Raw genomic sequence first — 21,637 nt, forward strand, 5'->3', positions numbered from 1 at the left:
GCCTACTCCGCGAGCCGCGCCGCCTCCTCAAAAAGGACGGCGTGGCGCTCCGCGATCACCGCCGGGTCGTCGCCGTAGCCGCCGCCCAGCACGCCGACCACGGGCGTCGCCCGGTCCCGCGCGGCGCCAAGCGCCATGCGGTCGCGCGCCCTGAGCCCCGCATCGCTCAGCTTCAGCCGCCCGAGCCTGTCCTCGGCGTGGACGTCGACGCCGGCGTTGTAGAAGGCGAGGTCAAAGGGCCCGGCCGCGAAGGCCGTCTCCAGCGCCGCCGCCAGCGCCTCCAGATACGCCGCGTCGCCCAGCCCGTCGGCGAGACCCGTGTCGAGCGACGAGGCGGCCTTTCGCGCCGGGAAATTCTTCTCCGCATGGATCGACAGCGTGAACACCCGCGCGTCGCCCGCGAAGATGCGCGCGGTGCCGTCGCCCTGATGCACGTCCGCGTCGATCACCAGCACCCGCCCCACGCGTCCCTCGGCGAGCAGCGTCGCCGCCGCAACCGCCACGTCGTTGAACACGCAGAAGCCGGCGCCGAAGTCGCGCGCGGCGTGGTGCGAGCCGCCGGCGCCGTTGCAGGCCACGCCCCGCTCCAGCGCCAGCCGCCCCGCCAGCGCCGCGCCGGCGGCCGCCAACCGGGCGCGGCGCACGACCTGCTCGGTCTGCGGCAGGCCGATGCGGCGGCTCTCGTCAGGGGTCAGGCGCAACCCGATGGCGCGCTCGACATAGTCATGGCAGTGCGCCAGCCCGAGCATGGCGGGCGAGGCCGCCGCCGGCGCCAGCCAGCCGCCCGGCTTCATCAGGCCGCGCCGCTCCAGCGCCTGCCGCAGATAGCCGTATTTCGACATCGGAAAGCTGTGGCCGGGCTTCAGCGGCGCGACATAGTCGGGGTGGTGGACGATCGGCAGCGCCAAGCGGCTCAGCCCTCCAGGACGCGCGACACCGCCTCGGCGGCGCGGGCCTGCGCCGCCCTGAGCGCCGCCTCGGCCGCGTCGAAATCCGCGGCGCCGGCGGCGCGGGCCATGGCGGCGCGCAGCCCGGGGCCGGCCTTCCCGGGGTCGAAGGGGCGGTCGAGCGCGACCCGCTCGACCTGCTGCAGCGCAGACATCAGCAGGTGCGCCTCCGCCAGCGCCGCGGCGTCGGCCTCGGTCAGCCAGCCCTCCGCCGCCAGAGCCCGCGCCGCCTGCGCCGGCGTTCCCGCCGCGCCGAGCCGCGTCACGAGCTGGCCGGCCTGCACCGCCAGCGCCACGTCCATCAGCCCGCCCTCGGCATGCTTGAGCTCCCAGACCATGCCGCGCCGCGCCCGGTGCGCCTCGGCGATGCGCGCCCGCATCTCACGCACGTCGGCCAGCGTCTTCTCGCGGTCGTGCGGCGCGGCGAGCGCCTCGGCGACAACCGCCTCGGCGTCCGCCAGCACTTCGGAGGAACCTGCGACGCCGCGCGCCCGCGTCAACGCCAGATGCTCCCAGGTCCACGCCTCCTCGCGCTGGTAGCGGGCGAAGGCGCTGAGGCGCACCGCCACCGGCCCCGAGCGACCCGAAGGCCGCAGCCGCATGTCGACGGCGTAGAGCGCGCCCTCCGCCGTCGGCGCGGTCAGCGCAGCGATCAGCATCTGCGTCAGCCGGGCGAAATAGACCGCATGGGGCAAGGGCTTCGGCCCCGCGCTGTCCTCGTCCTCGCCGGGGTCGCAGATCACGATCAGGTCGAGGTCGGAGGTCGCGCTCATCTCGCGCGAGCCGAGCTTGCCGAGCGCCAGCACCGCGGCCCCCCGCCCCGGCGGCGGGCCGTGACGGCGCGCGAACTCGGCGGTCACGACGGGATGCAGCGCCTTCAGGCACGCCTCCGCCACCGCCGAGAACGCCGCGCCCGCCTCCTCCGGCGTCGCCACCCCGCGCAGCGTCTGCACGCCGATGCGGAAGCGCCGCTCCTTGGCCCATCGGCGCGCCGCGTCGAGGCGAGCCTCATAGTCCGGCGCCGCGTCGAGCGCAGCGTCCAACTCGTCGGTCAGCGCCGGCGCCGCTGCGACGGGCGCGAAGAAGCTGCGGTCGAGCACGCCGTCGAGCACCGCCGAGTGGCGCCCCAGATAGCCCGCAAGTCGCGGCGCCGCCGCACATATCTCCGCAAGCAGGTCGAGCAGATGCGGGTTCGCCTCGCACAGCGCAAAGAACTGAACCCCCGCCGGGAGCCCGGCGAGGAAGCGGTCGAACTCGGCGATGGCCTCATCCGGGTCGCCGGCGGCGGCGAGCTTCTCGGCGATCAGCGGCGCGAGCCGCGCGAGGCGGCGCCGGGCGCGCTCGGTCCGCGTCGCGGGCAGCGCGCCCGAGAGCCAGCGCTCGACCAGCGCCGCCGCCGCGTCCGGCCTTCCGAAACCGAGTTTCCCAAGCGCCGCCGCGTCGGGCGGCCCGTCATCGGCCCGGCGCGGCGCGAAGAAGGCGTCGCAGCGCACGCGGACGTCGAGGCAGCGGCGCTCCACCTCGTCCTCCATCGCCGCCCGGCTCGCCCAACCGCCGAGCGCCGCCACGCGGTCGCGCGCCTCGGCGGCGACCGGCATGGTCTGGGTCTGCGCGTCCTCGACCATCTGGAGCCGGTGTTCGAGCGTGCGATGGGCGACGTAGTGATCGTCGAGCGCGGCCCGCGTCGCCTCGTCCAGCACCCCGGCCGCGACGAGCGCCCGCAGCGCGCCGCGCGTCGTGGGGTCGCGCAGGGAGGCGTCGCGCCCGCCGCGCACCAGTTGCTGGGTCTGCGCGAAGAACTCGATCTCGCGGATGCCGCCGAACCCGAGCTTCAGGTCATGGCCGGCGATCTCGAACCGTCGCCCGACGCCCTTGTGGTCGCGGATCTTCAGCCGCATCTCGTGGGCGTCCTCGATCGCGGCGAAATCGAGGTGGCGGCGCCAGACGAAGGGCGTCAGCGCCTCCAGAAACCGCGCGCCGGCCTCGACGTCGCCCGCGGCGGGGCGCGCCTTGATGAAGGCCGCGCGCTCCCACGTCCTGCCGACGCTCTCGTAATAGTCCTCGGCCGCGCTCATGGAGATCACGACCGGCGTGGAGCCAGGATTGGGCCGCAGCCGCAGGTCGGTCCTGAAGACGTAGCCCTCCGCGTCGATCTCCGAGATCAGCTTGACGACGCGCCTCACGACGGGGACGAGCCGGCCGCGCGCCTCGGCGGCCTCCTCCCCCCAGCGCCCGTCGTCGAACAGGAAGATCAGGTCGATGTCGGAGGAATAGTTCAGCTCCCGCGCGCCCATCTTGCCCATGGCGAGACAGAAGAGGCCCGCCTGCGCCGCGGTCGCGCACCCGGCGAGCGGGCCGTTCGCCTCCGCCGTCGCACGGTCCATCGCCGCGGCGAGCGCGGCGTCGGCAAAGCCCGTCAGCGCCCCCGTCGTCGCATCGAGCGGCAAGACGCCGCCGAGATCGGCGAGCGCGGTCAGCAGCGCGACGCGCCGCTTCGCGCGGCGCAGCCCGCTCGCGAGCGCCCTTGCGCCGTCGAGGCCGCCGAGCGCCGCCTGCTCCTCGGCGAGCGCGGCGGCGGGGTCGGCGGCGAGCGCCGCGCGCAGCCAATCGGCTTCCTGCTCGATCAACCGCGCGAGGAAAGGGCTGGAGCCGGCGGCCCCGGCGACCAGCTCCGCGGCCGCGCCGGCGACGCCAAGAAGCTCCACCGCGGCGGCGCCTTTCGCGGCGTCATGGCCGCGCGGCGCGGCCACGATGCGGGTTTCGAACGGCTCAGCGGCCCTCAAACCGGGCCTCGCGCTTCTCCAGAAACGCGCTGACGCCCTCCAGGAAGTCGCGCGAGCGCCCCGCCTCGCCCTGGAGCTGCGCCTCCAGCCCGAGCTGGACGTCGAGCGTGTTGGTCATCGCCTCGCGCAACGCCTGCTTGGTGAGGCGATAGGCGAGGCCCGGGCCGCGCGCCAGCCGCCCGGCCAGCTCCGCCGCGCGGGCCTCCAGCTGATCGTCCTCGGCGACCTCCCAGATCAGCCCCCACTCCGCCGCGCGGCCCGCCTCGATCGGCTCGGCGAACAGGCACATGCCCATCGCGCGCGGCAGGCCCACCAGCCGCGGCAGCCAGTAGGTGCCGCCGGCGTCCGGGATCAGCCCGATGCGGGCGAAGGCCTCGATGAAGACGGCCGAGCGCGCCGCGATCACCACATCCGCCGCCAGCGCGAGGTTGGCCCCCGCCCCCGCCGCAGCGCCGTTTACGGCGCAGAGCGTCGGGATCGGGCAGTCGTAGATCGCCCGCAGCAGCGGCTCGTACTCGTCGCGCAGCACGCTTTCGAGGTCGAGCGCCGTCAGGCTCGCCGCGTCGCCGAGATCCTGCCCCGAGCAGAACGCCCGCCCCGCGCCGGTCAGCACCAGCGCCCGCGCCTCCTCCGGCGCGCGGGTCAGCGCGTGCAGCAGTTCGCGCCGCATCCGCCCCGACAGGCAGTTCATCTTGTCGGGCCGGTTCAGCGTCACCCGCGCGACGCCGCCCCGCACCTCGTAAAGGATGTCTTGATAGCCGCTGCTCTCGCTCATCGCGCGCCTCCATCCGGGGCCGCGATGATACCGGACGTCCGGGCGGCGTCGAGGCCGCCCGGACGCGCCGCGCCGGGACGCATCGCCGCGCAGAGGCTGCGCGGCGCCGTGTCAGTACTTCTGGGGGACGTAGAGATCGTCGGGCAGCACCCGGCGCTCGTAGTCGGGATTGTGGACGCGCTCCGGCAGCACGACCTCCTCATGCGGCACCTCGCCGTAAGGGATGCGCGTCAGCAGGTGGTCGATCACGTTGAGGCGCGCGCGCTTCTTGTCGTTGCCCTCGACGATGTACCACGGAGCCTCGGGGATGTTGGTGCGGGCCAGCATCTCCTCCTTGGCCTTGGTGTAGTCCTCCCAGCGCACCCGGCTCTGGAGGTCCATCGGCGAGAGCTTCCACTGCTTGATCGGGTCGTGGATGCGCATGAGGAAGCGGAACTGCTGCTCCTCGTCGGTGATCGAGAACCAGTACTTGATCAGGATGACGCCGGAGCGCGCCAGCATGCGCTCGAACTCAGGGACGTCCTGGAAGAACTGCTCCACCTGGTCGGGGGTCGCGAAGCCCATCACCCGCTCGACGCCGGAGCGGTTGTACCAGGAGCGGTCGAAGAGCACGATCTCGCCGCCCGCCGGCAGGTGCGGCGTGTAGCGCTGGAAGTACCACTGGGTCTTCTCGCGGTCCGAAGGGGCCGGTAGCGCCACGACACGGCAGACCCGCGGATTGATGCGCTGGGTGATGCGCTTGATCGCGCCGCCCTTGCCGGCGCTGTCGCGGCCCTCGAACAGCACGACGACCTTGAGCTTCTTCTCCACCACCCAGTCCTGAAGCTTCACGAGTTCGGCCTGAAGCCGCAGCAGCTCGCGAAAATAGGTGTGGCGGTCGATGCCCTTGGCCCTGATGCGGTCCTTGAACGGGCGCAGCGCCTCGGGAATCCGCTCGTCGTCGAGCTCCAGCTCCCACTCCTCGTCGTAGCTGTCCTGCAGCTCCGACTCGATCCAGTCCAGCTTGTCGCGATCCTGCGCCATCCGTCATCCCTCCGGCTGCCCCTGCTACGGCGTAACCGAGGATTGATGCAGTTGCGTGACGGTCGCTCAGCTTCCGTCGCGAAGCAGCGCGTCGAGGTCGCGCCGCTCCGCCTCGGTGAGGGGCGCGGGCTGCGCCGCCGCCTGCGGCGCGCGCGCGCGCACATAACGCCACGCCGCGAAGCCGCCAAGCGCGAGGATCAGCGGACCCGACAGCCAGATCAGCGCGTTGCCGAGCGTAAAGCGCGGGCGCAGCAGCACATATTCGCCGTAGCGGTCCACGACATAGTCGATCACCTCGCCATCGCTGTCGCCGGCGACGACCCGTTCGCGCACCAGCAGGCGCAGGATGCGCGCAAGCTCGGCGTTGCTGTCGTCGATCGCCTCGTTGCGGCAGACGAGGCACCGCAACTCCTTGGAGATTTCGCGCGCCCGCGACTCAAGCGCAGGATCGGCGAGCACCTCGTCGGGCTGCACCGCCGGCGCCGGACCGGCGGAGAGCGCCAGCGTCGCCGCGAGCAGGACGGCGCGGATCATTCCGCCGGCGCCATGGCGGCATGCGCCTGCGCCGCGCGCGTCGGCGCGCCGACGCGGTAGCGGCGGTCGGTCAGCGACAGGCATCCGCCGAGCGCCATCAGGATGGCGCCGCCCCAGATCCAGTTGGCGAACGGCTTCACATAGGCGCGCACCGCCCACGCCCCCGTCGGAACGCCGCCCGTCCCGACCTGCGGATCGCCGAGCACCAGATAGAGATCTCGGGTGAAACCGTTATCGATGCCGGCCTCGGTCGTCGGGGTCGGCGTGCGGGTCTCGGTATAGATGCGCTTCTCGGGATAGACATGGGCGACCTGAACGCCGTCGCGATAGACATGGAACTCGCCACGCTCATAGACGTAGTTCGGCCCCTGGGCGCGCGTGACGCCGTCGAAAGTCACCTCGTAGGCGCCGAGCGCAAAGCTCTCGCCCGGTCGCGCCACGCGGATGTCCTCCACGGTCCAGGCGGTGATCGCCGCGACGCCCCAGATCGTGACGCCGAGACCGAAATGGGCGACCCACTTGCCCCAGTCGGCCCGCGGCGCGCGCGCCAGCCGCCGCCAGTTCTCCGCGAGCGGCGCCGACCCGACCTTCGCGCGCTCGGCGATCTCCGCCGCGACGCCGAGCGCGACCCAGGCCGCCAGCGCCATGGCGATGGGCGCCGCCGGCGAGGTTCCGGTCTGCACGCCCCACACCAGTGCGCCAGCGCCCAGCGCCGCCGCCGCCGCCCACCAGAGCTTCGAAAGCACCTTGCCGGCGTCGCCGCGCTTCCAGGGCGTCATCGCGCCGAGCGGCAGGGCGATGGCGAGCAGCACCATGAAGGGCGTGAAGGCGAGGTCGAAGAACGGCGCGCCGACGGAAATCTTCGCGCCGGTCAGCGCCTCCCGCACCAGCGGCGCCATCGTGCCGGCGAACACCACGCCGCAACTCGACATCATCAGCAGGTTGTTGAGGATCAGCCCGCTCTCGCGGCTGACCGGCGCGAACACGCCCTCCGATTTCAGCGACGGCGCCCGCCACGCGTAGAGCGCGAGGCTGCCGCCGATCGCCACGACCAGCAGCAGCAGGATAAAGACGCCGCGCTCGGGGTCCACCGCGAAGGCGTGGACGCTGTCGAGCACGCCGGAGCGCACGATGAAGGTGCCGAGCAGCGACAGCGAGAACGCGAGGATCGCCATCAGGATCGTCCAGTTCTTCAGGGAAGACCGTTTCTCCACGACGATCGCGGAATGCAGCAGCGCGATCGCCGCCAGCCACGGCATGAAGGAGGCGTTCTCCACCGGATCCCAGAACCAGAAGCCGCCCCAGCCGAGCTCGTAGTAAGCCCACCACGAGCCGAGACCGATGCCCACCGTCAGCGCCGCCCAGGCGGCCAGCGCCCAAGGACGCACCCAGCGCGCCCAGGCCGCGTCCACCCGCCCCTCGATCAGCGCGGCGGCGGCGAAGCTGAACGCCATGCTCAGGCCGACATAGCCGAGGTAGAGGAACGGCGGATGGAACGCCAGGCCGGGGTCTTGCAGCAGCGGGTTGAGGTCCGCCCCATCGAAGGGCGCGGGAAACAGGCGCTCGAACGGGTTCGAGGTGAACAGCATGAAAGCGATGAAGCCGCAGGCGATCAGCGACTGCACCCCCAGCGCCCGCGCCTTGAGGCCCGTGGGGATGTTGCGTCCGAAAGCCGCCACCATCGCGCCGAAGAGCGCCAGCATCAGCACCCAGAGCAGGAGGGAGCCTTCGTGGTTCCCCCAGACGCCGGCGATCTTGTAGATCATCGGCTTGAGCGAGTGCGAGTTCGCCACCACCAGCCGCACCGAGAAGTCCGAGGTGACGAAGCTCCATGTCAGCGCGGCGAAGCTGAGGCAGACCAGCGCGAAGAGCGCAGTCGCGGCGGGCGTGGCCAACGTCATCCAGTCCGACCAGCCGCGATGAGCGCCGTAGAGCGGCGCGACCGAGCCCGCGATCGACACCGCGAAAGCGAGGATCAGGGCGAAATGTCCGAGTTCGGCGATCATGCGCGGCATCCGTCCATGAACCAGATCGAGATCGTGAGCATAGGCCGAGGCGTGCGCCCCGGCAAAGCGACCGCCCGCGGCGCGCGGTCGCGCGCCATCACGCTTTCGAGCGTGCGGGACTGCGCGCGGTGTCTTACTGTCGACTGCGAGCTTCGGGGGAGAGCGCCGCCATGGCTACGGATTATCTGTGCAAGAGATGCAACATCGTGTTCACAGGCTTCGACCCGATCAGGTTCGGATCGTCGCCGCAATTGTCCTTCCCCGAATGTCCGAACGGGTCGATGGCGCAGTATCTCGCGACAGGGCGCCTTCCCGAGGGCGAAGGCGACATCCTCGGGTTGATGAATCGAGATGCGCTTGCTCACCCCGTCACCCTCGCGGTTGTCGAGAAGTTGCCGGAAGTGACGCCGCCGCAGACCGTCGCCGTCCCGCCGAAGCCGACGGGGCTCACCGGCGCGTGGGGCAGCGGCACGCTCGTCATCAAGGAGGAGACGCCGGAGGAGCGCAAGGCGCGCCTCATGGAGGAAGCCAAGGCGGCGCAGAAGCGCCACGTCGAGAAGATTGAGGCCGAAAAGGCGACGCGGGTCGGGAAACTGCTCAAGCGGATCGAAGTCATGATCAAAGGTGGCGGTGGCGAGAAGACGGCCAATTTCCCCAAGGATCTCGAATACGGCTTCAAGAAGGGCGGCAACCAGCTCTCCGAAGACAGCGCCATCATCACGCTGGCGGGCGCGGAATGGGCGAAGCTGGCCCATCGCACTTTCCGCGATGCCGCCTGGAAGAAGAACTGGGAGCAGTATCAGGCCAACTTCGAGCAGGATATCGTCATCGGCGACCGGTCACAGGGCAAGCACAACGTGCATGTGGTCGCAACCTGAGCGGCCTCAAGTCCCCGGCGGCGGGGTCTTCAGCGTGTCGGCGACGTTGCGGGGCATGTATTTCTCGTCGTGCTTGGCGAGCACCTCGCGCGCCTCGAAGCGGCCCTCGCGGAAATAACCCTCGGCCACCGCGCCCTGCCCCTCGCTGAACAGGTCCGGCAGCACCCCGGCGAAGGCGACCTCGACGCTGCCTTCGTAGTCGGTCAGCGTGAAGCGCACGGTCTCGCCCTGCCCGCGCACCACCGAGCCCTCGACCACCATGCCGCCGACGCGCAGCCGCTGCTCGGGCCCCGGCGCCTTCGCCAGCAGCTCCGCCGGCGGCATGAAGAAGACGATGCTCTCGCGGAAGCCCACCACCGCCAGCGCGGTGGCGCCGGTCATGGCGAGCGCACCCGCGGCGAGGAACATGATCCTGCGTTTCTTGCGCGTCATCGCCATCCCCGTCCATCCCTCCAGGTCTCGCCGCGCAGCCCGATGAGCGCCGCGTTCAGCTCCGCGCCGAAGATGATAGCGGCGCCGACGAGATAGAAGAACAGGAGCGTCACAATGACGCCGGCGAAGGCGCCGTAGGTGACGGTGTAGGAGGGGGCGTAGGCGAGATAGACCGAGAGCCCCGTCGCCCCCGCGATCACCAGCGCGCCGGAGACGGCGACGCCGGGCCAGAGACCCTGGCGCACCGGCCGCCGCGAGGGCAGCAGCAGATTCAGCTGGAACAGGAACACCGCCAGCACCCCGACGCCGAGCCCGTAGCGGACGAGCCCGATGCCGAAGGGCGCGCGGAACCCCAGCGTCTGCTCGGCGACGCGCAGCCCCAGCGGCGCGAGCACGATCAGCAGCCCCATGATGGCGAAGGTCAGCGCCGCAAGCAGCACGAATCCCATCGCGCGCAGCCGCCGCGTGACGAAGGCGCGGGGTTTCGGCGCCTCGTAGGCCCGGTCGAACGCGATCCGCATCGCCTCGAGCGCGTTGGACGCCACCCACATCGCGCCCAGCGCCGAGAAGGTGATCAGGTTCGCGCCTGAGGTGTTGGTCACGCCGAGGATCACCGGCTCCAGCGTCTGCGCGATGTGCTCCGGCGCGAGGTCGAAGATCGCCGCCATCACCTCGTCGGCGCGCTCGGGCCCGATCATCACGCCCGCCAGCGCCGTCGCGAAGATCGCGAAGGGAAAGATCGAGAGGAATCCGGCATAGGCGATGTAGCCGGCCATCGCGGCGCCGTCGTGCTCGTTGAAGCGGTGGCCCGCGCGGATCGCCGCCCGGAAGGTGAGCCTAGCCCCGCGCCACCACCAGGAAAGCCGCATCCGCAGCCGTCGCAGCAGCGCCGGGACGCGCCTGCCGAAGGCGCGCGCCCGGTCGCCGAGCGTCGCGTCGGCGGCGGTCAAGGGAACATCGGGGCCGCTGTCAGCCCCTGCGTCTCGGGCAGCCCGAGCATCAGGTTCGCGTTCTGCATCGCCTGTCCAGAGGCCCCCTTCATCAGGTTGTCGAGGGCCGCGAACACCATCACGCGGCCCGGTCTCCTGTCAGCAACGACCGAGACGTGGACATAGTTCGATCCGCGCACATGTCGGGTGTGCGGCGCCTCGCCCAGCGGCAGCGTCACCACGAAGGGCTCGTCGGCGTAGGCCTCCGCGAGCGCGGCGTGGATCGCCGGCGCCTCTCCCCGAACGTAGACCGTCGCGAGGATGCCGCGGTTCGCCGGGACCAGGTGCGGCACGAAGGTGCAGCGCACCTCCCGGCCGGCGGCGCGGCTGAACTCCTGGTCGAACTCGGCGGTGTGGCGGTGGCGGCCGACATTGTAGGCGTGGACGCCCTCTGCGATCTCTGTGTAAAGGGTCGCTTCCTTGGCCGCGCGGCCGGCGCCCGAGACGCCGGTCTTGAGGTCGATCACGATGTCGTCAGGATCGACGACGCCCGCCCTGAGCAGCGGTATCACGGCGTATATGCCGGCAGCCGCGTTGCAGCCGGTGCCGGCGGTCAGGCGTGCGGCGCGGATTTCCTCCCGGTTGAATTCCGTCAGCCCGTAGACGGCGGCCTGCTGCAATTCCGGCGCGAGGTGCTCATGGCCGTACCACTCCGCATAGACGGCGGGATCGCGCAGGCGAAAATCCGCCGAGAGGTCCACGACCTTGAGCGACGCCGGCAGCGCCTTGACCACCTCCTGAGTCGTGGCGTGCGGCAGGGCGCAGAAGGCGAGGTCGACGCCGGACCAGTCGACATCCTCGATCCGGGTCAGGCGCGGCAGGTCGAGCGCGCGCAGGTGCGGGAACACCTCCGCCATGGCCGCGCCGGCGCGGCGGTCGGCCGTCAGCGCCGCGACGTCGAGGCCGGGATGGGTCGCCGTCAGGCGCAGCAGTTCGGCTCCGGTGTAGCCGCTCGCCCCGAGAATCGCGATGCGCGCCATGGCGCGGTCCCCCAAGAACTTCGCGGCGAACACGGGCCGCGGATACCCGCGGGGTAACGCGGACGGCCCTTCTCCGCAATGCGGCGGGGTATCGGGTCAGCGCCGCCGGCAGACCGTTTCGGGCTCGGGCGGCAGCATGAGCCGGGCCTCCCCGCCCTTCTCCCAGAACATCGCGCCGAAGTCGCCGTCGTAGCGCGCACCCGAGGCCGAGCGGGTCTGCGCCATGGCCTCGATACGGTCGCCGCGCTCCAGCCGCAGGGCGCGCCGCGGCGCGTCGAGGAAGAAGACGGCGATCTCGTCGGCGGGGTTCCCGCCGCACTGGTAGAAGACCGGCGGGCCGACGTCGCCGAGCATCCACGACGCCGCGAGGATCGCGTCGCGCCGCGTGTAGGCGTCCTCCACGCAGTCGCGCAGGTCGGCGGCCTTCCAGCACGCGTCGCGGCCCTTGATCCAGCCGCGCTGCTCGGCGCGCAGGCGGGCGGCTGCGGCGTCCGCGTCAGCGCCGGAGCGGGCGGCGGCCATCGCCGCCGAGAAGCGGGCGGCGAGCGCGACGTCCAGCGCGGCGAGGTCGGCGTCGGCGCATACGAGTTCCTCGGCGGCGCCGTCGGCCTTCGCGCAGTCGAATGACGGCGCCGCCGCAGCCGTGAAGGGCGCCGCGAAGATCAGCAGCGCCGCGGCGGCGGGCTGGGCGAGGCGTAGGCGCATCGGCTTGGCTCCCCTTCAAGACGCATCCGCAGCATGCCGGGCCGCCCGCGAGCCGCCAAGCGGCTCAGTCGAAGCTGCGCCCCGGCGAGATGTCCGCCAGGGGCGTCGGCGACAGGGCGTAGACTGCAGTCCGCAGATGCGCCATCAGCGCCCGCGCGTCGCCGCGATGACGCGCGATCTCCGTCGCCGGCGGCGGCTCGCCGACATGGGCGCGCACGGGCTCGCCGAGCCGGGCGCCGAACTCCCTGATGAGCAGCGCGAGGCGCAGGGTCATGTGCGCGTGGCTGGCGATCTGGAACAGCCGGCTGTTGGCGCCATCGAAGAACACCGGAAAGACCGGCGCCCCGGTGCGCTGGACTAGCTTCGCCGTGAATGTCTTCCAGGCCGGGTCGAGCGCCCTGCCCCACGCGCGCGCCGCCGTGGAGACCGTGCCGCCGGGAAAGACCGCAAGGCACCCGCCGCCCGCGACATGCGCCTCCGCCGCGCGCCGCGTCGCGAGGTTCGCGGCCATGCCCTCGCGCGTCGCGTCGAAGCTGATCGGCAGGATCGCGGAGGCGACGTCGGGGGCCCTGCCGAACACCTGGTGGGCGAGGATGCGGAAATCCGCCCGCCGGCGGCGCAGCATCAGGCCCATGGCCAACCCGTCGAGAATGCCGAACGGATGGTTCGCCACCACGATCGCCGGCCCGGTCGTCGGGATGCGTTCGAGGCCGTCGACCTCCAGCCGCACGCCGTAGCGCGCCGCCATCACCTCCCAGAAATCGGCCCCGGCGGCGACGTCTGCCTCGTAGCCCTGCGCCATGCGCAGCAGCCGCGGGCGGCCGGTGAGGTTCTCGATGGCGCGGATCGCCGCTCGCCCGGCGGGGGTGCGCGCGCCATGGGCGTAGCTGATCTCGCGCGCGGCTGTTCCTGTCGTCACGGCCCCCGCCCTGCTCCGGTGGCCGTCATCTGCGCATCGCCGGGGCCGAACTCAAGCCCCCCTGGCCGCCGCGAAGCGCGCCGGGGCGTAGGGCGAGAGGTCGATGTTGGACCGTTCGCCGGCGATCATCTGCGCCAGCAGGCGCCCGGTGCGCGGCCCGCCCGTCAGCCCGACATGGTGATGACCGAAGCCGAGCCATGCGCCCCTGACGGCCGGCGCCGGGCCGATCAGCGGAATGCTGTCGGCCGGCGCCGGGCGATGGCCCATCCACTCCTCCTCGCGCTCCCAGCGCAGCGCGGGAAAGGCGCGGCGCACATGGCGGCGCAGCATCTCCAGCGGCGCCCGCGAGGGGCCGGCGCGCAGCCCGCCGAACTCCACCACGCCCGCAAGCCTCAGCCGGCCCTCCATCGGCGTGGCGACGAACTTGCCCGCCGACACCATGATCGGCCCGCGCGGCATGGCCGAAGGCCCCCAGAGTTCGAGATGGTAGCCGCGCTCGCTCTCCAGCGGCGCGGCGACGCCCAGCCGCCGCGCCAGCGGGCCGGACCACGCGCCGGCGGTCAGCGCCGCGGCCTCGCAGGGGATCGTCTCGCCGTCCACCCGCACGCCGACGACGCGGCCGCCCTGAAGCGCGACGTCCTCCACGGCGCCGCGCAGGACGCGCGCGCCCAGCCTCACGGCCTCGCGCGCCAGCGCCGCGACATAGGCGCCGGGGTCGGAGATGCGGCCATGGCCGTCGAGCCGCACTCCGAAACCCATGGCCGGCCCGAGCGCCGGCTCCGCCGCGCGCAGCGCCTCGCCCTCCAGCGTCTCCCACGCGAAGCCGTTGGCGGCGCGGACGCTCCAGCCGAAGGCGTCTCCATCGAAGGCCGCGCGGTCGCGATAGGCGTAGAGGTAGCGCGCCGGAACGACGAAACGCGCCGCGGGCGTTCCCGCCGAAAGCGCCTGATGGTCGGCGAGGCTGTCGCCAATGATCGGCGTCAGCGCCGCCGCGATCCGCCGCGTCTCGGCTTCGCTGGCGTGCGACAGATAGCGCGCGAGCCACGGCGCCAGCTTCGGCAGGTAGGCCCAGCGCAGGAACAGCGGCTGGTCGCGGTCGAGCAGCATCCGCGGCGCCTTGGCGAGGATGCCCGGAACCGTCACCGGCACCACCGCGCTGGCCGCCAGCACGCCGGCGTTGCCGTAGCTGGCCGCCGTGGCGGCGCCCGGCTCGGCGCGGTCGATCAGCGTCACCGCGCGGCCCGCGCGCAGCAGGTGCAGCGCAGTCGCAACGCCGACGACGCCGGCGCCGATCACCGCGACAGTTCCGCCCTCGCCGCCTCGCCCGCCGCCGCAACCGGCCATCAACGCCCTCGCCCGTTCCATGGCAGGGTTCTCCACCCGAACGCGCAGGTCAAGCGCTTGCCGCGGCCCGTCGCGCCGTGGGAAGCAGGGTGCGGAGGCGCAGATGGTTCTGGCGGGCGGCGGCAAGGCGAATGAAGGCGCGGCGACCGGCGCGCCGGCGCCGCGCGCCGGTTCTGCGCGCATTCCCGGAGAGATGGGCCATGCGGCGAACGCCTGCGCCGCGTCGCGCCCGCCAGCGTTCCAGACGACCGACTTGGTCCGCCAGCGCAAGGCGGGCGTCGCGCGCCACCGCTTCTGCGCGCGGTTCGGGAGGGCGCCGTCATGACGGCCCTGAGCCGGGCGCTCGCCTTCGTGGCGCGAAACGGCCGCTGGGGGCTCGCCGTCGGCCTGCTGCTCGGCGTCGGCCTGCCCGATCTCGCCGCGTTCATGCGCCCGCTGCTGCCCGAGACGACGGCCGCGATGCTCTACCTCGTCGCCCTGCGCATCGGGCCGCTGGCGGCGCAGATGGCCCGCGGGCCGCTGCTGCGCGCCGGCGTCACGGCGCTGGCGCTGCAGCTTGCGACGCCGGTCGCGCTGGCGCTCGCCTTCGCCGCGGCCGGGATTTCCGGGCCGATCCCGCTCGCGCTGGTGCTGATGCTCGCGGCGCCGACGATCTCCGGCGCGCCGAGCATCACCGCGCTGAGCGGCGCCGACCCCGCGCCGGCCCTGCGCCTGCTCGCGGTCGGGGCGGCGCTGCTGCCGCTGACGGCGCTGCCGGTGTTCTGGCTGGTCCCCGCGCTCGGCGCGGCGGAGGCGGTGCTGGGCGCCTCCGCGCGGCTGCTGGCGGTGATCGCCGGAGCGGCGGCGATGGCGGCCCTGACGCGCCGGCTGTTCCTGCGCGAGACGACGCCGCGGGCGCTGGCGAACATCGACGGGATCTCGGTGATCGGGCTGGCGCTGATGGTGATCGGCCTTATGTCGGCCGTCGGCCCCGCGCTGACGGAGCGGCCGGGCGAGCTGCTCGCCGTCCTTGCGCTGGCCGTCGCGGCGAATTTCGGGCTCCAGACCGCCGCCTGGCTCGCCGCCGGCCGCCTGGGCCCGCCGGCCGAGCGCACCGCCGTCACCGTGGTCGCGGGCAACCGCAACATGGCGCTGTTCCTGACCGCCCTGCCTGAGGAGACCATGGCGCCGCTGCTGCTCTTCATCGGCTGCTATCAGGCGCCGATGTACCTCACCCCCGCCTTCCTCAGCCTGTTCCCCCGGCCGACGCGGCCCGCCCCGCAGGAGACCGCCGCATGACCGAGCCGCGCCGCGCCCGCCTCTGGGGCGACCTCCGCACCATCGACTTCGCCGCGGTCGACCCCGCCCGCACTGTGGCCGTGCTGCCGGTGGCCGCGATCGAGCAGCATGGCCCGCACCTGCCGGTCTCGACCGACGCCGAGATCGCCGAGGGGATGCTGCGCACGACGCTGGCGCTGGCGCCGGACGACCTCGACTTCCTGCTGCTGCCGACTCAGGCGGTCGGCAAGTCGAACGAGCATCTTCACGCGCCGGGGACCCTGACCCTGCCGGCGGAGCTCGCGACGGCGCTCTGGGTCGAGATCGGCCTGTCGGTCGCGCGCGCCGGGCTGCGCAAGCTGGTCGTCGTCAACTCCCATGGCGGCAACGTCGACGTCGTGGGGATCGTCGCGCGCGAACTGCGCGTGCGCGCCGGCATGTTCGTCGCCCGCGCGCACTGGATGGCCTTCGGAACGCCGGAGAGCCACTACTCCGACCGCGAGCGGTCCTTCGGCATCCATGGCGGCGACGTCGAGACCTCGCTGATGCTGCATTTCCGCCCCGACCTCGTGGCGATGGAGCAGGCGCGCGACTTCGCCTCCGGCGCGGAGACGATGACCGGGGCGCTGCGGCCCACGGGCCCTGTGGCCTATGGCTGGATCGCGTCAGACCTCAACGCCGCAGGCGTGGTGGGCGAGGCGCATCTGGCGACGGCCGAGAAGGGCCGGCGGACCGCCGATCATCAGGCGCGGGGTTTCCTGAGCCTGCTGCGGGAGGTCTCCGACGTCGATCTCGCGACCTTCGGCGCCTTCGGCGGCTGAGGCTTCAGAGGTCGTCCGCCTCGGCGCCCAGCATTTCGACCAGCGCGCGGCGATGGCACCCGGCGGCCTCCGCCTCGAAGCACAGCAGCGCCACCCGCGCCTCGGCCGCCTGCCGCCGCAGCGCGAGCAGCGCCGCCTGCGCCGCCTCGCCCTTCATGTGATCGGCGAAGATCGCGCGCATCTCGGCCACGCGGCCCTTGCGGGCGGCTTCCCTGCCGGGCTTGGGCGTGCCGAGATCGCGGAAGTGGATGTAGCCGATACCGGCCTCGGCGAGGCTCCCGCGCAGCACGGTCTTGGAAAAGCCGGCCCGGCGCGACGTCGCGACTGCGCGCACGTCGGCCACCACCTCGACGCCCGCCGCGCGCAGACGGTCGATGACCTCGGCCTGCGCGGCTCCCTCATAGCCGATGGTCGCGACACGCAGCATCGCCGGCCCTCCTCAAGTCGCCCCTGACGACCCGAGCTTATCAACTGGAAGCTCCTGCGAGACCCCACCGCATGAAACCGCCCGCCGCCCCGACGCGCAAGCGCCGCCGCCCCCGCCCCCGCGCAAATGCGCCGAAGTCTCCGCGCCCAAGCCGCGCGCCCAAGCCGCGCGCCCAAGCCGCGCGCCCAAGCCGCGCGGGCGAGCCCCGCGGGCGTGCCCGGGTCCGATGCGCCGTCCGGCCGGCGCCGCGGCCTTTCGCGGCAAGCCCCGGCGCGACGCCGCCCGTCCGAGGCTCAGTTCCCGTCGAAGCGCTTCTTGACGTAGCGCCCCGGCGCCGGCTCGACGACGCCCAGCTTCGCGCCCGGCTCGCGCGCGGCGACCTTGCCGCCGCCGCGCTTCGCCAGCCATGCGTCCCAGTCCGGCCACCACGAGCCGTCGGTCTCCGACGCCGCCGCGGCCCAGTTCTCAAGCTCGGGCGCCGCGATGCCCTTGCAGGTCCAGTACTGGTACTTCTTGGCGGCGGGCGGGTTCACCACCCCGGCGATGTGGCCCGAGCCCGACAGGATGAAGGTCGCGTCCTTCGAGCCCAGCAGCCGCGCGCCGCGATAGGCCGACTGCGGCGGCGCGATGTGATCCTCCTTGGTCGCGACATGGTACACGGGCAGCGACACGCGCCCGAGGTCCAGCCGCTCGCCGCCGAGCGTCATCTCGCCCGTCGCGAGCCGGTTCGCGTTGTAGAAGCTGTCGAGGTAGAAGCGGTGCACGCGCGCCGGCATGCAGGTGCTGTCGGCGTTCCAGAACAGCAGGTCGAACGGGAACGGATCCTTGCCGAGCAGATAGTTCTGCACGACGAAGCTCCAGATCAGGTCGGAAGCGCGCAGCATGTTGAACGCCGTCGCCATGCTCTCGGCCGGCAGATAGCCTTCGTCCATGCGCTCTTCGAGGACTTTCAGCGTTTCGCCGTCGACGAAGACCTGAAGCTCGCCCGCGTCGGTGAAGTCGAGCTGCGTCGTGAAGAAGGTGGCGGAGGCGGCGCGGGCGTCGCCGCGGGCCGCCATGTGGGCGAGGCTCGTGCCGAGCATGGTGCCGCCGATGCAGTAGCCTATCATATGAGCCCTGCCGGCCCCCGTCTCCTCCAGCACCTTGTCCAGCGCGGTGAAGACGCCCTTCGTCATGTAGCTTTCCCAGGTCTCGTTCTTCTGGGCCTCGTCGGGGTTGACCCAGGACATGACGAACACCGTCCAGCCCTGCGCGACCAGCCAACGCACCATCGACTTCTTCTCGTTGAGGTCGAGGATGTAGAACTTGTTGATCCAGGGCGGGATGATCAGCAGCGGCGTCTTGTGGACCGTCTCGGTCGTCGGCGCATACTGGATGAGCTGGAACAGGCTGTTCTCGTAGATCACCGAGCCGGGCGTCGTCGCCATGTCGCGGCCGACCTCGAAGGCGTCGAGATCGGTCTGGCGGATCAGCAGGTTGCCCTTGCCGCGGTCGAGGTCGCGCAGCATGTTCTCGAGGCCGCGGGCGAGGTTCTCGCCCTTCTGGCGGAAGGTCTCGCGCAGCACCTCGGGGTTGGTGTGGGCGAAGTTCGCCGGCGACATCGCCTCGATGAAGTTCCGGGTGTAGAACTCGACCTTGCGCCGGTCGCGCTCCTCCAGGTCTCCGACGTTGTGGACAGTGTCCATGATCCAGCCGGAGGTGAGCAGGTAGGACTGCTTGACATAGTCGAAGATCACGTTCTTCGACCATTCCTCGTCCTTGAAGCGCTTGTCGCCGGGCGCCGGCTGGACGAGCGGCTCCTCGTCCAGCCCCCACATCTTCATGGTCGCCCGCCGCCACAGCTCCGCCTGGCGGAGCCACAGGCGCATGACGGCGTCGCCCATCTCCTGCGGGTGCTCCAGCCAGCTCTGGCCGAGTTCCGCGAAAGCGGGCGCGACGTTGAGCGGGTCTGCGTGCATCGGGTGCGCGTCTGCGACGTTGGCGCTGGCGAATTTCGACCAGACTTCCGAGGCCCGCTCCACCACCTTCGCCATGTTGGCGGCGAAGTCGGCGCCGTCGGACGCGAGCGCGGCGAGTTCCTCGGGCGACGCGAAGGGCCTTGGCGCGCCATGGTCGATGGTCTGATGCGTCGGGGTCGTCATGCCGGCCTCCCAGGTGGCGTTGGCGCGGCGCAGCGCGGCCCTTCTGCTCCGGGGTCCGTCACTGGCGTCTCGCTAGACTTTGGGGCTACAAGAGCACGGCGGCATAGGCAACGGGGAGAGGGCCGATGCGGCAGTTTCAGAGGGTCGCCGCGAAGGCCACACGGCTCGCCGCGGCGCTCGCGCTCTGCGCCTGCGTGGACGCGGACGCGCTGCGGCTGTTTCCCGACGTCGAGATCCCCGACGCCGGCGACGCGCCATGGCCCGACCTGGCGGCGGCCGCCGAGGCCGGGCGCGCGCTGCCGCCGCCGCCGGACCCCGCCGAGGGCGAGGCCATCGTGCGCGACCTGACGCTTGAGGCCGCCGTGATGCGGGCCGAGGCCGAGCGCCTCTCCGTACCCGTCTTCGAGGTTGAGGCGCTGCAGGCCGACGCCGCGGCGCTGCGTCGAGAGCGCGCGGCCCAGGACGCCGCACAGGGCGCCGCCCAGGACCCCGCTCGGGAAGCGGCTCCCTAGGCTCAGGGCTGCGCCGCCGCCCTCATCCCGATTTCGGTCAGCACGGCGCTGTAGAAGACGAAGCTCGCCACCAGCACGAAGCCGTGCCAGATCGCGTTGTGGAACCGCAGCCGCTCCCACAGGAAGAACACCACGCCCACCGAATAGAGCGCTCCGCCGATCACGATCAGCAGCGTCGTGGGCGCGCCGAGCGGGCGGCTGTTCTCGCCGGGCCAAATCAGCGTCATGCCCGCCCAGCCGAGCAGCAGGTAGAGCGGCAGCGCGACGCGGCGCATCTGGTGCGGCGCCAGCAGCTTGCCCGCCGCGCCGGCGAGCGCTGCGAACCAGATGGCGCCGAGCGCCCAGCCGATGCGCTCGCCCCCGATCATCACCGCGAAGGGCGTCTGGGTCGCGGCGATCTTGAGATAGATCGTGGCGTGATCGCAGCGCCGCAGCGCCTCGCGCCATCGCGAGCCGGGGTTGAGATGATAGGCGGCGGATACCGCGATCATCGCCAGCAGCGCGGCGGCGTAGATCGAGACCGCGGCGATCACCGGCGGCTCGCCCAGCAGCATCGCCGACACGGTGACCAGAACCGGTATCGCGGCGAGCGCCAGCGCCAGCCCCGCCCAATGGACCACGGCATCCGCCAGCCGCTCCGCCGGCGAGTAGTTTCCGCCATGCCGCGCCTGCGCCGTCTGCAACTCCAACCTCCCGCCGAAACCGTCGCGCGATCATGCCCAAGGCCGGCCGCGCAATCCAGACATAGGCGCCGCCGCGCGATCTGCGAGCGGGGGCGCCCCTCCGGCCGCGCGCCGGCCGGCCCGCCGCTTGGCGCGCGGCGGCGACGGCGCTACAAGGCCGCGTCGCCGCGGCGACGGCGCGCGAGGGCTCGCGGCGGCTTGCGGCGGCTCCGGCGACATCCGGGGATCTGGGGGTGCGGCCATGGCCGAGGAATTCTATCGCATCAAGCGGTTGCCGCCTTACGTCTTCGCCGAGGTCAACCGGCTGAAGGCCGAGCGCCGGGCGGCCGGGGTCGACATCATCGACTTCGGCATGGGCAACCCCGACATGGACACGCCCGCCCATATCGTGGAGAAGATGATCGAGACGGTGAAGCGGCCGCGCACGCACCGCTATTCCGCTTCGAAGGGCATCGCCGGGCTGCGCCGCGCGCAGGCGGGCTACTACGCCCGGCGCTTCGGCGTGCCGCTCGACCCAGAGACCGAGATCGTCGCGACGCTGGGCTCCAAGGAGGGGCTGGCGAACCTCGCCATGGCGATCACCGGCCCCGGCGACGTGATCCTGTCGCCGAACCCCAGCTACCCGATCCACCCCTACGGCTTCATGATCGCCGGCGCCGCGCTGCGCCACATCCCGGCGCTGCACGAGGGCCGCTTCGACCCGGAGGAGTATCTGCGCGCGCTCGACCGCGCCGTGATGCACTCGGTGCCGAAGCCCTCGGCGCTGATCGTGAGCTTCCCGTCCAACCCCACCGCGCAGGTATGCACCCTAGATTTCTACGCCGAGGTGGTGCGATTCGCGAAGAAGCACGGGATCTGGGTGCTGTCGGATCTCGCCTACGCCGAGATCTACTTCGACGGGAACCCGCCACCCTCGATCCTGCAGGTCGACGGCGCGAAGGACTGCGCGGTGGAGTTCACCTCGCTCAGCAAGACCTATTCGATGCCGGGCTGGCGCATGGGCTTCGCGGTCGGCAACCGCCGGCTGATCGACGCGCTGACGCGGATCAAGAGCTATCTCGACTATGGCGCCTTCACGCCGGTCCAGGTCGCCGCCGCCGCCGCGCTCAACGGCCCGCAGGAATGCGTCGCGGAAATCCGCGCCGTCTACCACGCCCGGCGCGACGTGCTGGTGGAGGCGATGGGCAAGGCCGGCTGGGCCCTGCCCGCGCCGCCCGCGACGATGTTCGCCTGGGCGCCGGTGCCGCCGGTCTTCGCGCGTCTGGGCTCGATGGAGTTCGCCAAGCTGATGCTCACCGAGGCCGAGGTCGCCGTCAGCCCCGGCGTGGGTTTCGGCGAATACGGCGAGGGCTTCGTGCGCATCGGCCTCGTGGAGAACGAACAGCGCATCCGGCAGGCGGCGCGCGGCGTGAAGCGCCTGCTCGCCAACGCAGACAGCATCCTCGCCCGCTACGACCAGAAGCAGAAGGCCGCCGAATAGC

The 21,637-nt window shown here is 72.2% G+C and carries 20 protein-coding genes; 5 read left to right on the top strand and 15 right to left on the bottom strand.

Annotation, left to right across the window (positions count from 1 at the left end):
- Positions 1–2: 2 nt before the first annotated feature.
- From BLW43_RS01870 to BLW43_RS01895, 6 genes are all read right to left on the bottom strand, one after another.
- The gene (locus BLW43_RS01870) at positions 3–908 is read right to left on the bottom strand and encodes a histone deacetylase family protein (protein WP_217632075.1); all 906 of its coding nucleotides are present in this window, start codon (positions 906–908) and stop codon (positions 3–5) included.
- Positions 909–913: 5 nt separating this feature from the next.
- Complete coding sequence (locus tag BLW43_RS01875; RefSeq protein WP_245730874.1) at positions 914–3,730, bottom strand: bifunctional [glutamine synthetase] adenylyltransferase/[glutamine synthetase]-adenylyl-L-tyrosine phosphorylase; 2,817 nt, start codon at positions 3,728–3,730, stop codon at positions 914–916.
- Positions 3,717–4,505, bottom strand: a complete 789-nt coding sequence (locus tag BLW43_RS01880; RefSeq protein WP_093247814.1) for an enoyl-CoA hydratase-related protein — start codon at positions 4,503–4,505, stop codon at positions 3,717–3,719. The genes BLW43_RS01875 and BLW43_RS01880 overlap by 14 nt, the downstream gene beginning before the upstream one ends.
- 111 nt (positions 4,506–4,616) lie before the next feature.
- A complete protein-coding gene (gene ppk2 / locus BLW43_RS01885) occupies positions 4,617–5,528 on the bottom strand; it encodes a polyphosphate kinase 2 (protein ID WP_093247816.1) in 912 nt (303 codons plus the stop codon).
- A gap of 66 nt (positions 5,529–5,594) precedes the next feature.
- Positions 5,595–6,062 (bottom strand): cytochrome c-type biogenesis protein, encoded by a 468-nt coding sequence (locus BLW43_RS01890; protein WP_093247818.1) that lies wholly within the window; start codon positions 6,060–6,062, stop codon positions 5,595–5,597.
- Positions 6,059–8,068, bottom strand: a complete 2,010-nt coding sequence (locus BLW43_RS01895; RefSeq protein ID WP_093247820.1) for a heme lyase CcmF/NrfE family subunit — start codon at positions 8,066–8,068, stop codon at positions 6,059–6,061. The genes BLW43_RS01890 and BLW43_RS01895 overlap by 4 nt, the downstream gene beginning before the upstream one ends.
- Before the next feature lie 170 nt (positions 8,069–8,238).
- Here BLW43_RS01895 and BLW43_RS01900 point away from each other — a divergent pair, with 170 nt between their 5' ends.
- Positions 8,239–8,946: a hypothetical protein gene (locus tag BLW43_RS01900; RefSeq protein ID WP_093247822.1), complete on the top strand. Its 708-nt coding sequence runs from the start codon at positions 8,239–8,241 to the stop codon at positions 8,944–8,946.
- 6 nt (positions 8,947–8,952) lie between these two features.
- Here BLW43_RS01900 and ccmE read toward each other — a convergent pair whose 3' ends face one another.
- The 6 genes from ccmE to BLW43_RS01930 all read right to left on the bottom strand — a co-directional run bounded on the left by ccmE (position 8,953) and on the right by BLW43_RS01930 (position 14,336).
- Entirely contained in the window at positions 8,953–9,378 is a 426-nt protein-coding gene (gene ccmE / locus BLW43_RS01905; protein ID WP_342741585.1) for a cytochrome c maturation protein CcmE, read from the bottom strand.
- Positions 9,375–10,328, bottom strand: a complete 954-nt coding sequence (locus BLW43_RS01910; protein ID WP_093247826.1) for a YihY/virulence factor BrkB family protein — start codon at positions 10,326–10,328, stop codon at positions 9,375–9,377. The genes ccmE and BLW43_RS01910 overlap by 4 nt, the downstream gene beginning before the upstream one ends.
- Positions 10,325–11,347, bottom strand: coding sequence for an N-acetyl-gamma-glutamyl-phosphate reductase (argC, locus tag BLW43_RS01915; RefSeq protein ID WP_093248172.1), 1,023 nt, complete (start codon positions 11,345–11,347; stop codon positions 10,325–10,327). The genes BLW43_RS01910 and argC overlap by 4 nt, the downstream gene beginning before the upstream one ends.
- A gap of 96 nt (positions 11,348–11,443) precedes the next feature.
- Positions 11,444–12,052: an MliC family protein gene (locus tag BLW43_RS01920; RefSeq protein WP_093247828.1), complete on the bottom strand. Its 609-nt coding sequence runs from the start codon at positions 12,050–12,052 to the stop codon at positions 11,444–11,446.
- Positions 12,053–12,116: 64 nt separating this feature from the next.
- A complete protein-coding gene (locus BLW43_RS01925; protein WP_093247830.1) occupies positions 12,117–12,971 on the bottom strand; it encodes a lysophospholipid acyltransferase family protein in 855 nt (284 codons plus the stop codon).
- Between the two features lie 51 nt (positions 12,972–13,022).
- Positions 13,023–14,336, bottom strand: a complete 1,314-nt coding sequence (locus BLW43_RS01930; protein WP_245730875.1) for an NAD(P)/FAD-dependent oxidoreductase — start codon at positions 14,334–14,336, stop codon at positions 13,023–13,025.
- A gap of 300 nt (positions 14,337–14,636) precedes the next feature.
- Between BLW43_RS01930 and BLW43_RS01940 the strand changes: the two genes are divergently transcribed.
- Positions 14,637–15,593, top strand: a complete 957-nt coding sequence (locus BLW43_RS01940; protein WP_245730876.1) for a hypothetical protein — start codon at positions 14,637–14,639, stop codon at positions 15,591–15,593.
- Complete coding sequence (locus tag BLW43_RS01945; RefSeq protein WP_093247835.1) at positions 15,590–16,393, top strand: creatininase family protein; 804 nt, start codon at positions 15,590–15,592, stop codon at positions 16,391–16,393. Before BLW43_RS01940 ends, BLW43_RS01945 begins: the two co-directional genes overlap by 4 nt.
- 4 nt (positions 16,394–16,397) lie before the next feature.
- Here the strand turns inward: BLW43_RS01945 and BLW43_RS01950 are convergent, their stop codons facing one another.
- Together BLW43_RS01950 and BLW43_RS01955 are read right to left on the bottom strand one after the other, a co-directional pair.
- Positions 16,398–16,820 carry a DUF488 domain-containing protein gene (locus BLW43_RS01950; protein ID WP_217632076.1) on the bottom strand — a complete coding sequence of 141 codons (423 nt, stop codon included), beginning with the start codon at positions 16,818–16,820 and terminating at the stop codon, positions 16,398–16,400.
- 293 nt (positions 16,821–17,113) lie between these two features.
- Positions 17,114–18,961 (bottom strand): PHA/PHB synthase family protein, encoded by a 1,848-nt coding sequence (locus tag BLW43_RS01955; RefSeq protein ID WP_093247837.1) that lies wholly within the window; start codon positions 18,959–18,961, stop codon positions 17,114–17,116.
- A gap of 125 nt (positions 18,962–19,086) precedes the next feature.
- Between BLW43_RS01955 and BLW43_RS01960 the strand changes: the two genes are divergently transcribed.
- On the top strand, positions 19,087–19,473 hold the full coding sequence (locus tag BLW43_RS01960) for a hypothetical protein (protein ID WP_093247839.1): 387 nt from the start codon (positions 19,087–19,089) through the stop codon (positions 19,471–19,473).
- Between the two features lie 2 nt (positions 19,474–19,475).
- Here the strand turns inward: BLW43_RS01960 and trhA are convergent, their stop codons facing one another.
- Positions 19,476–20,156 (bottom strand): PAQR family membrane homeostasis protein TrhA, encoded by a 681-nt coding sequence (gene trhA / locus BLW43_RS01965; protein ID WP_093247841.1) that lies wholly within the window; start codon positions 20,154–20,156, stop codon positions 19,476–19,478.
- A gap of 241 nt (positions 20,157–20,397) precedes the next feature.
- Here trhA and BLW43_RS01970 point away from each other — a divergent pair, with 241 nt between their 5' ends.
- Positions 20,398–21,636 (top strand): LL-diaminopimelate aminotransferase, encoded by a 1,239-nt coding sequence (locus BLW43_RS01970; protein ID WP_093247843.1) that lies wholly within the window; start codon positions 20,398–20,400, stop codon positions 21,634–21,636.
- Position 21,637 lies beyond the last annotated feature (1 nt).

The sequence above is a fragment of the Rubrimonas cliftonensis genome (genome assembly GCF_900107585.1).
Classification (GTDB): domain Bacteria; phylum Pseudomonadota; class Alphaproteobacteria; order Rhodobacterales; family Rhodobacteraceae; genus Rubrimonas; species Rubrimonas cliftonensis.

Excerpts from the sequence above, each read along its gene's own strand:
- ppk2 (WP_093247816.1), bottom strand. The coding sequence starts at position 5,528 with ATGGCGCAGGATCGCGACAAGCTGGACTGGATCGAGTCGGAGCTGCAG.
- BLW43_RS01940 (WP_245730876.1), top strand. The coding sequence starts at position 14,637 with ATGACGGCCCTGAGCCGGGCGCTCGCCTTCGTGGCGCGAAACGGCCGC.
- BLW43_RS01955 (WP_093247837.1), bottom strand. The coding sequence starts at position 18,961 with ATGACGACCCCGACGCATCAGACCATCGACCATGGCGCGCCAAGGCCC.
- BLW43_RS01960 (WP_093247839.1), top strand. The coding sequence starts at position 19,087 with ATGCGGCAGTTTCAGAGGGTCGCCGCGAAGGCCACACGGCTCGCCGCG.
- BLW43_RS01920 (WP_093247828.1), bottom strand. The coding sequence starts at position 12,052 with ATGCGCCTACGCCTCGCCCAGCCCGCCGCCGCGGCGCTGCTGATCTTC.
- BLW43_RS01890 (WP_093247818.1), bottom strand. The coding sequence starts at position 6,062 with ATGATCCGCGCCGTCCTGCTCGCGGCGACGCTGGCGCTCTCCGCCGGT.
- BLW43_RS01945 (WP_093247835.1), top strand. The coding sequence starts at position 15,590 with ATGACCGAGCCGCGCCGCGCCCGCCTCTGGGGCGACCTCCGCACCATC.
- ccmE (WP_342741585.1), bottom strand. The coding sequence starts at position 9,378 with ATGACGCGCAAGAAACGCAGGATCATGTTCCTCGCCGCGGGTGCGCTC.
- BLW43_RS01930 (WP_245730875.1), bottom strand. The coding sequence starts at position 14,336 with ATGGAACGGGCGAGGGCGTTGATGGCCGGTTGCGGCGGCGGGCGAGGC.
- BLW43_RS01950 (WP_217632076.1), bottom strand. The coding sequence starts at position 16,820 with ATGCTGCGTGTCGCGACCATCGGCTATGAGGGAGCCGCGCAGGCCGAG.
- BLW43_RS01970 (WP_093247843.1), top strand. The coding sequence starts at position 20,398 with ATGGCCGAGGAATTCTATCGCATCAAGCGGTTGCCGCCTTACGTCTTC.
- BLW43_RS01895 (WP_093247820.1), bottom strand. The coding sequence starts at position 8,068 with ATGATCGCCGAACTCGGACATTTCGCCCTGATCCTCGCTTTCGCGGTG.
- BLW43_RS01880 (WP_093247814.1), bottom strand. The coding sequence starts at position 4,505 with ATGAGCGAGAGCAGCGGCTATCAAGACATCCTTTACGAGGTGCGGGGC.
- BLW43_RS01900 (WP_093247822.1), top strand. The coding sequence starts at position 8,239 with ATGGCTACGGATTATCTGTGCAAGAGATGCAACATCGTGTTCACAGGC.
- argC (WP_093248172.1), bottom strand. The coding sequence starts at position 11,347 with ATGGCGCGCATCGCGATTCTCGGGGCGAGCGGCTACACCGGAGCCGAA.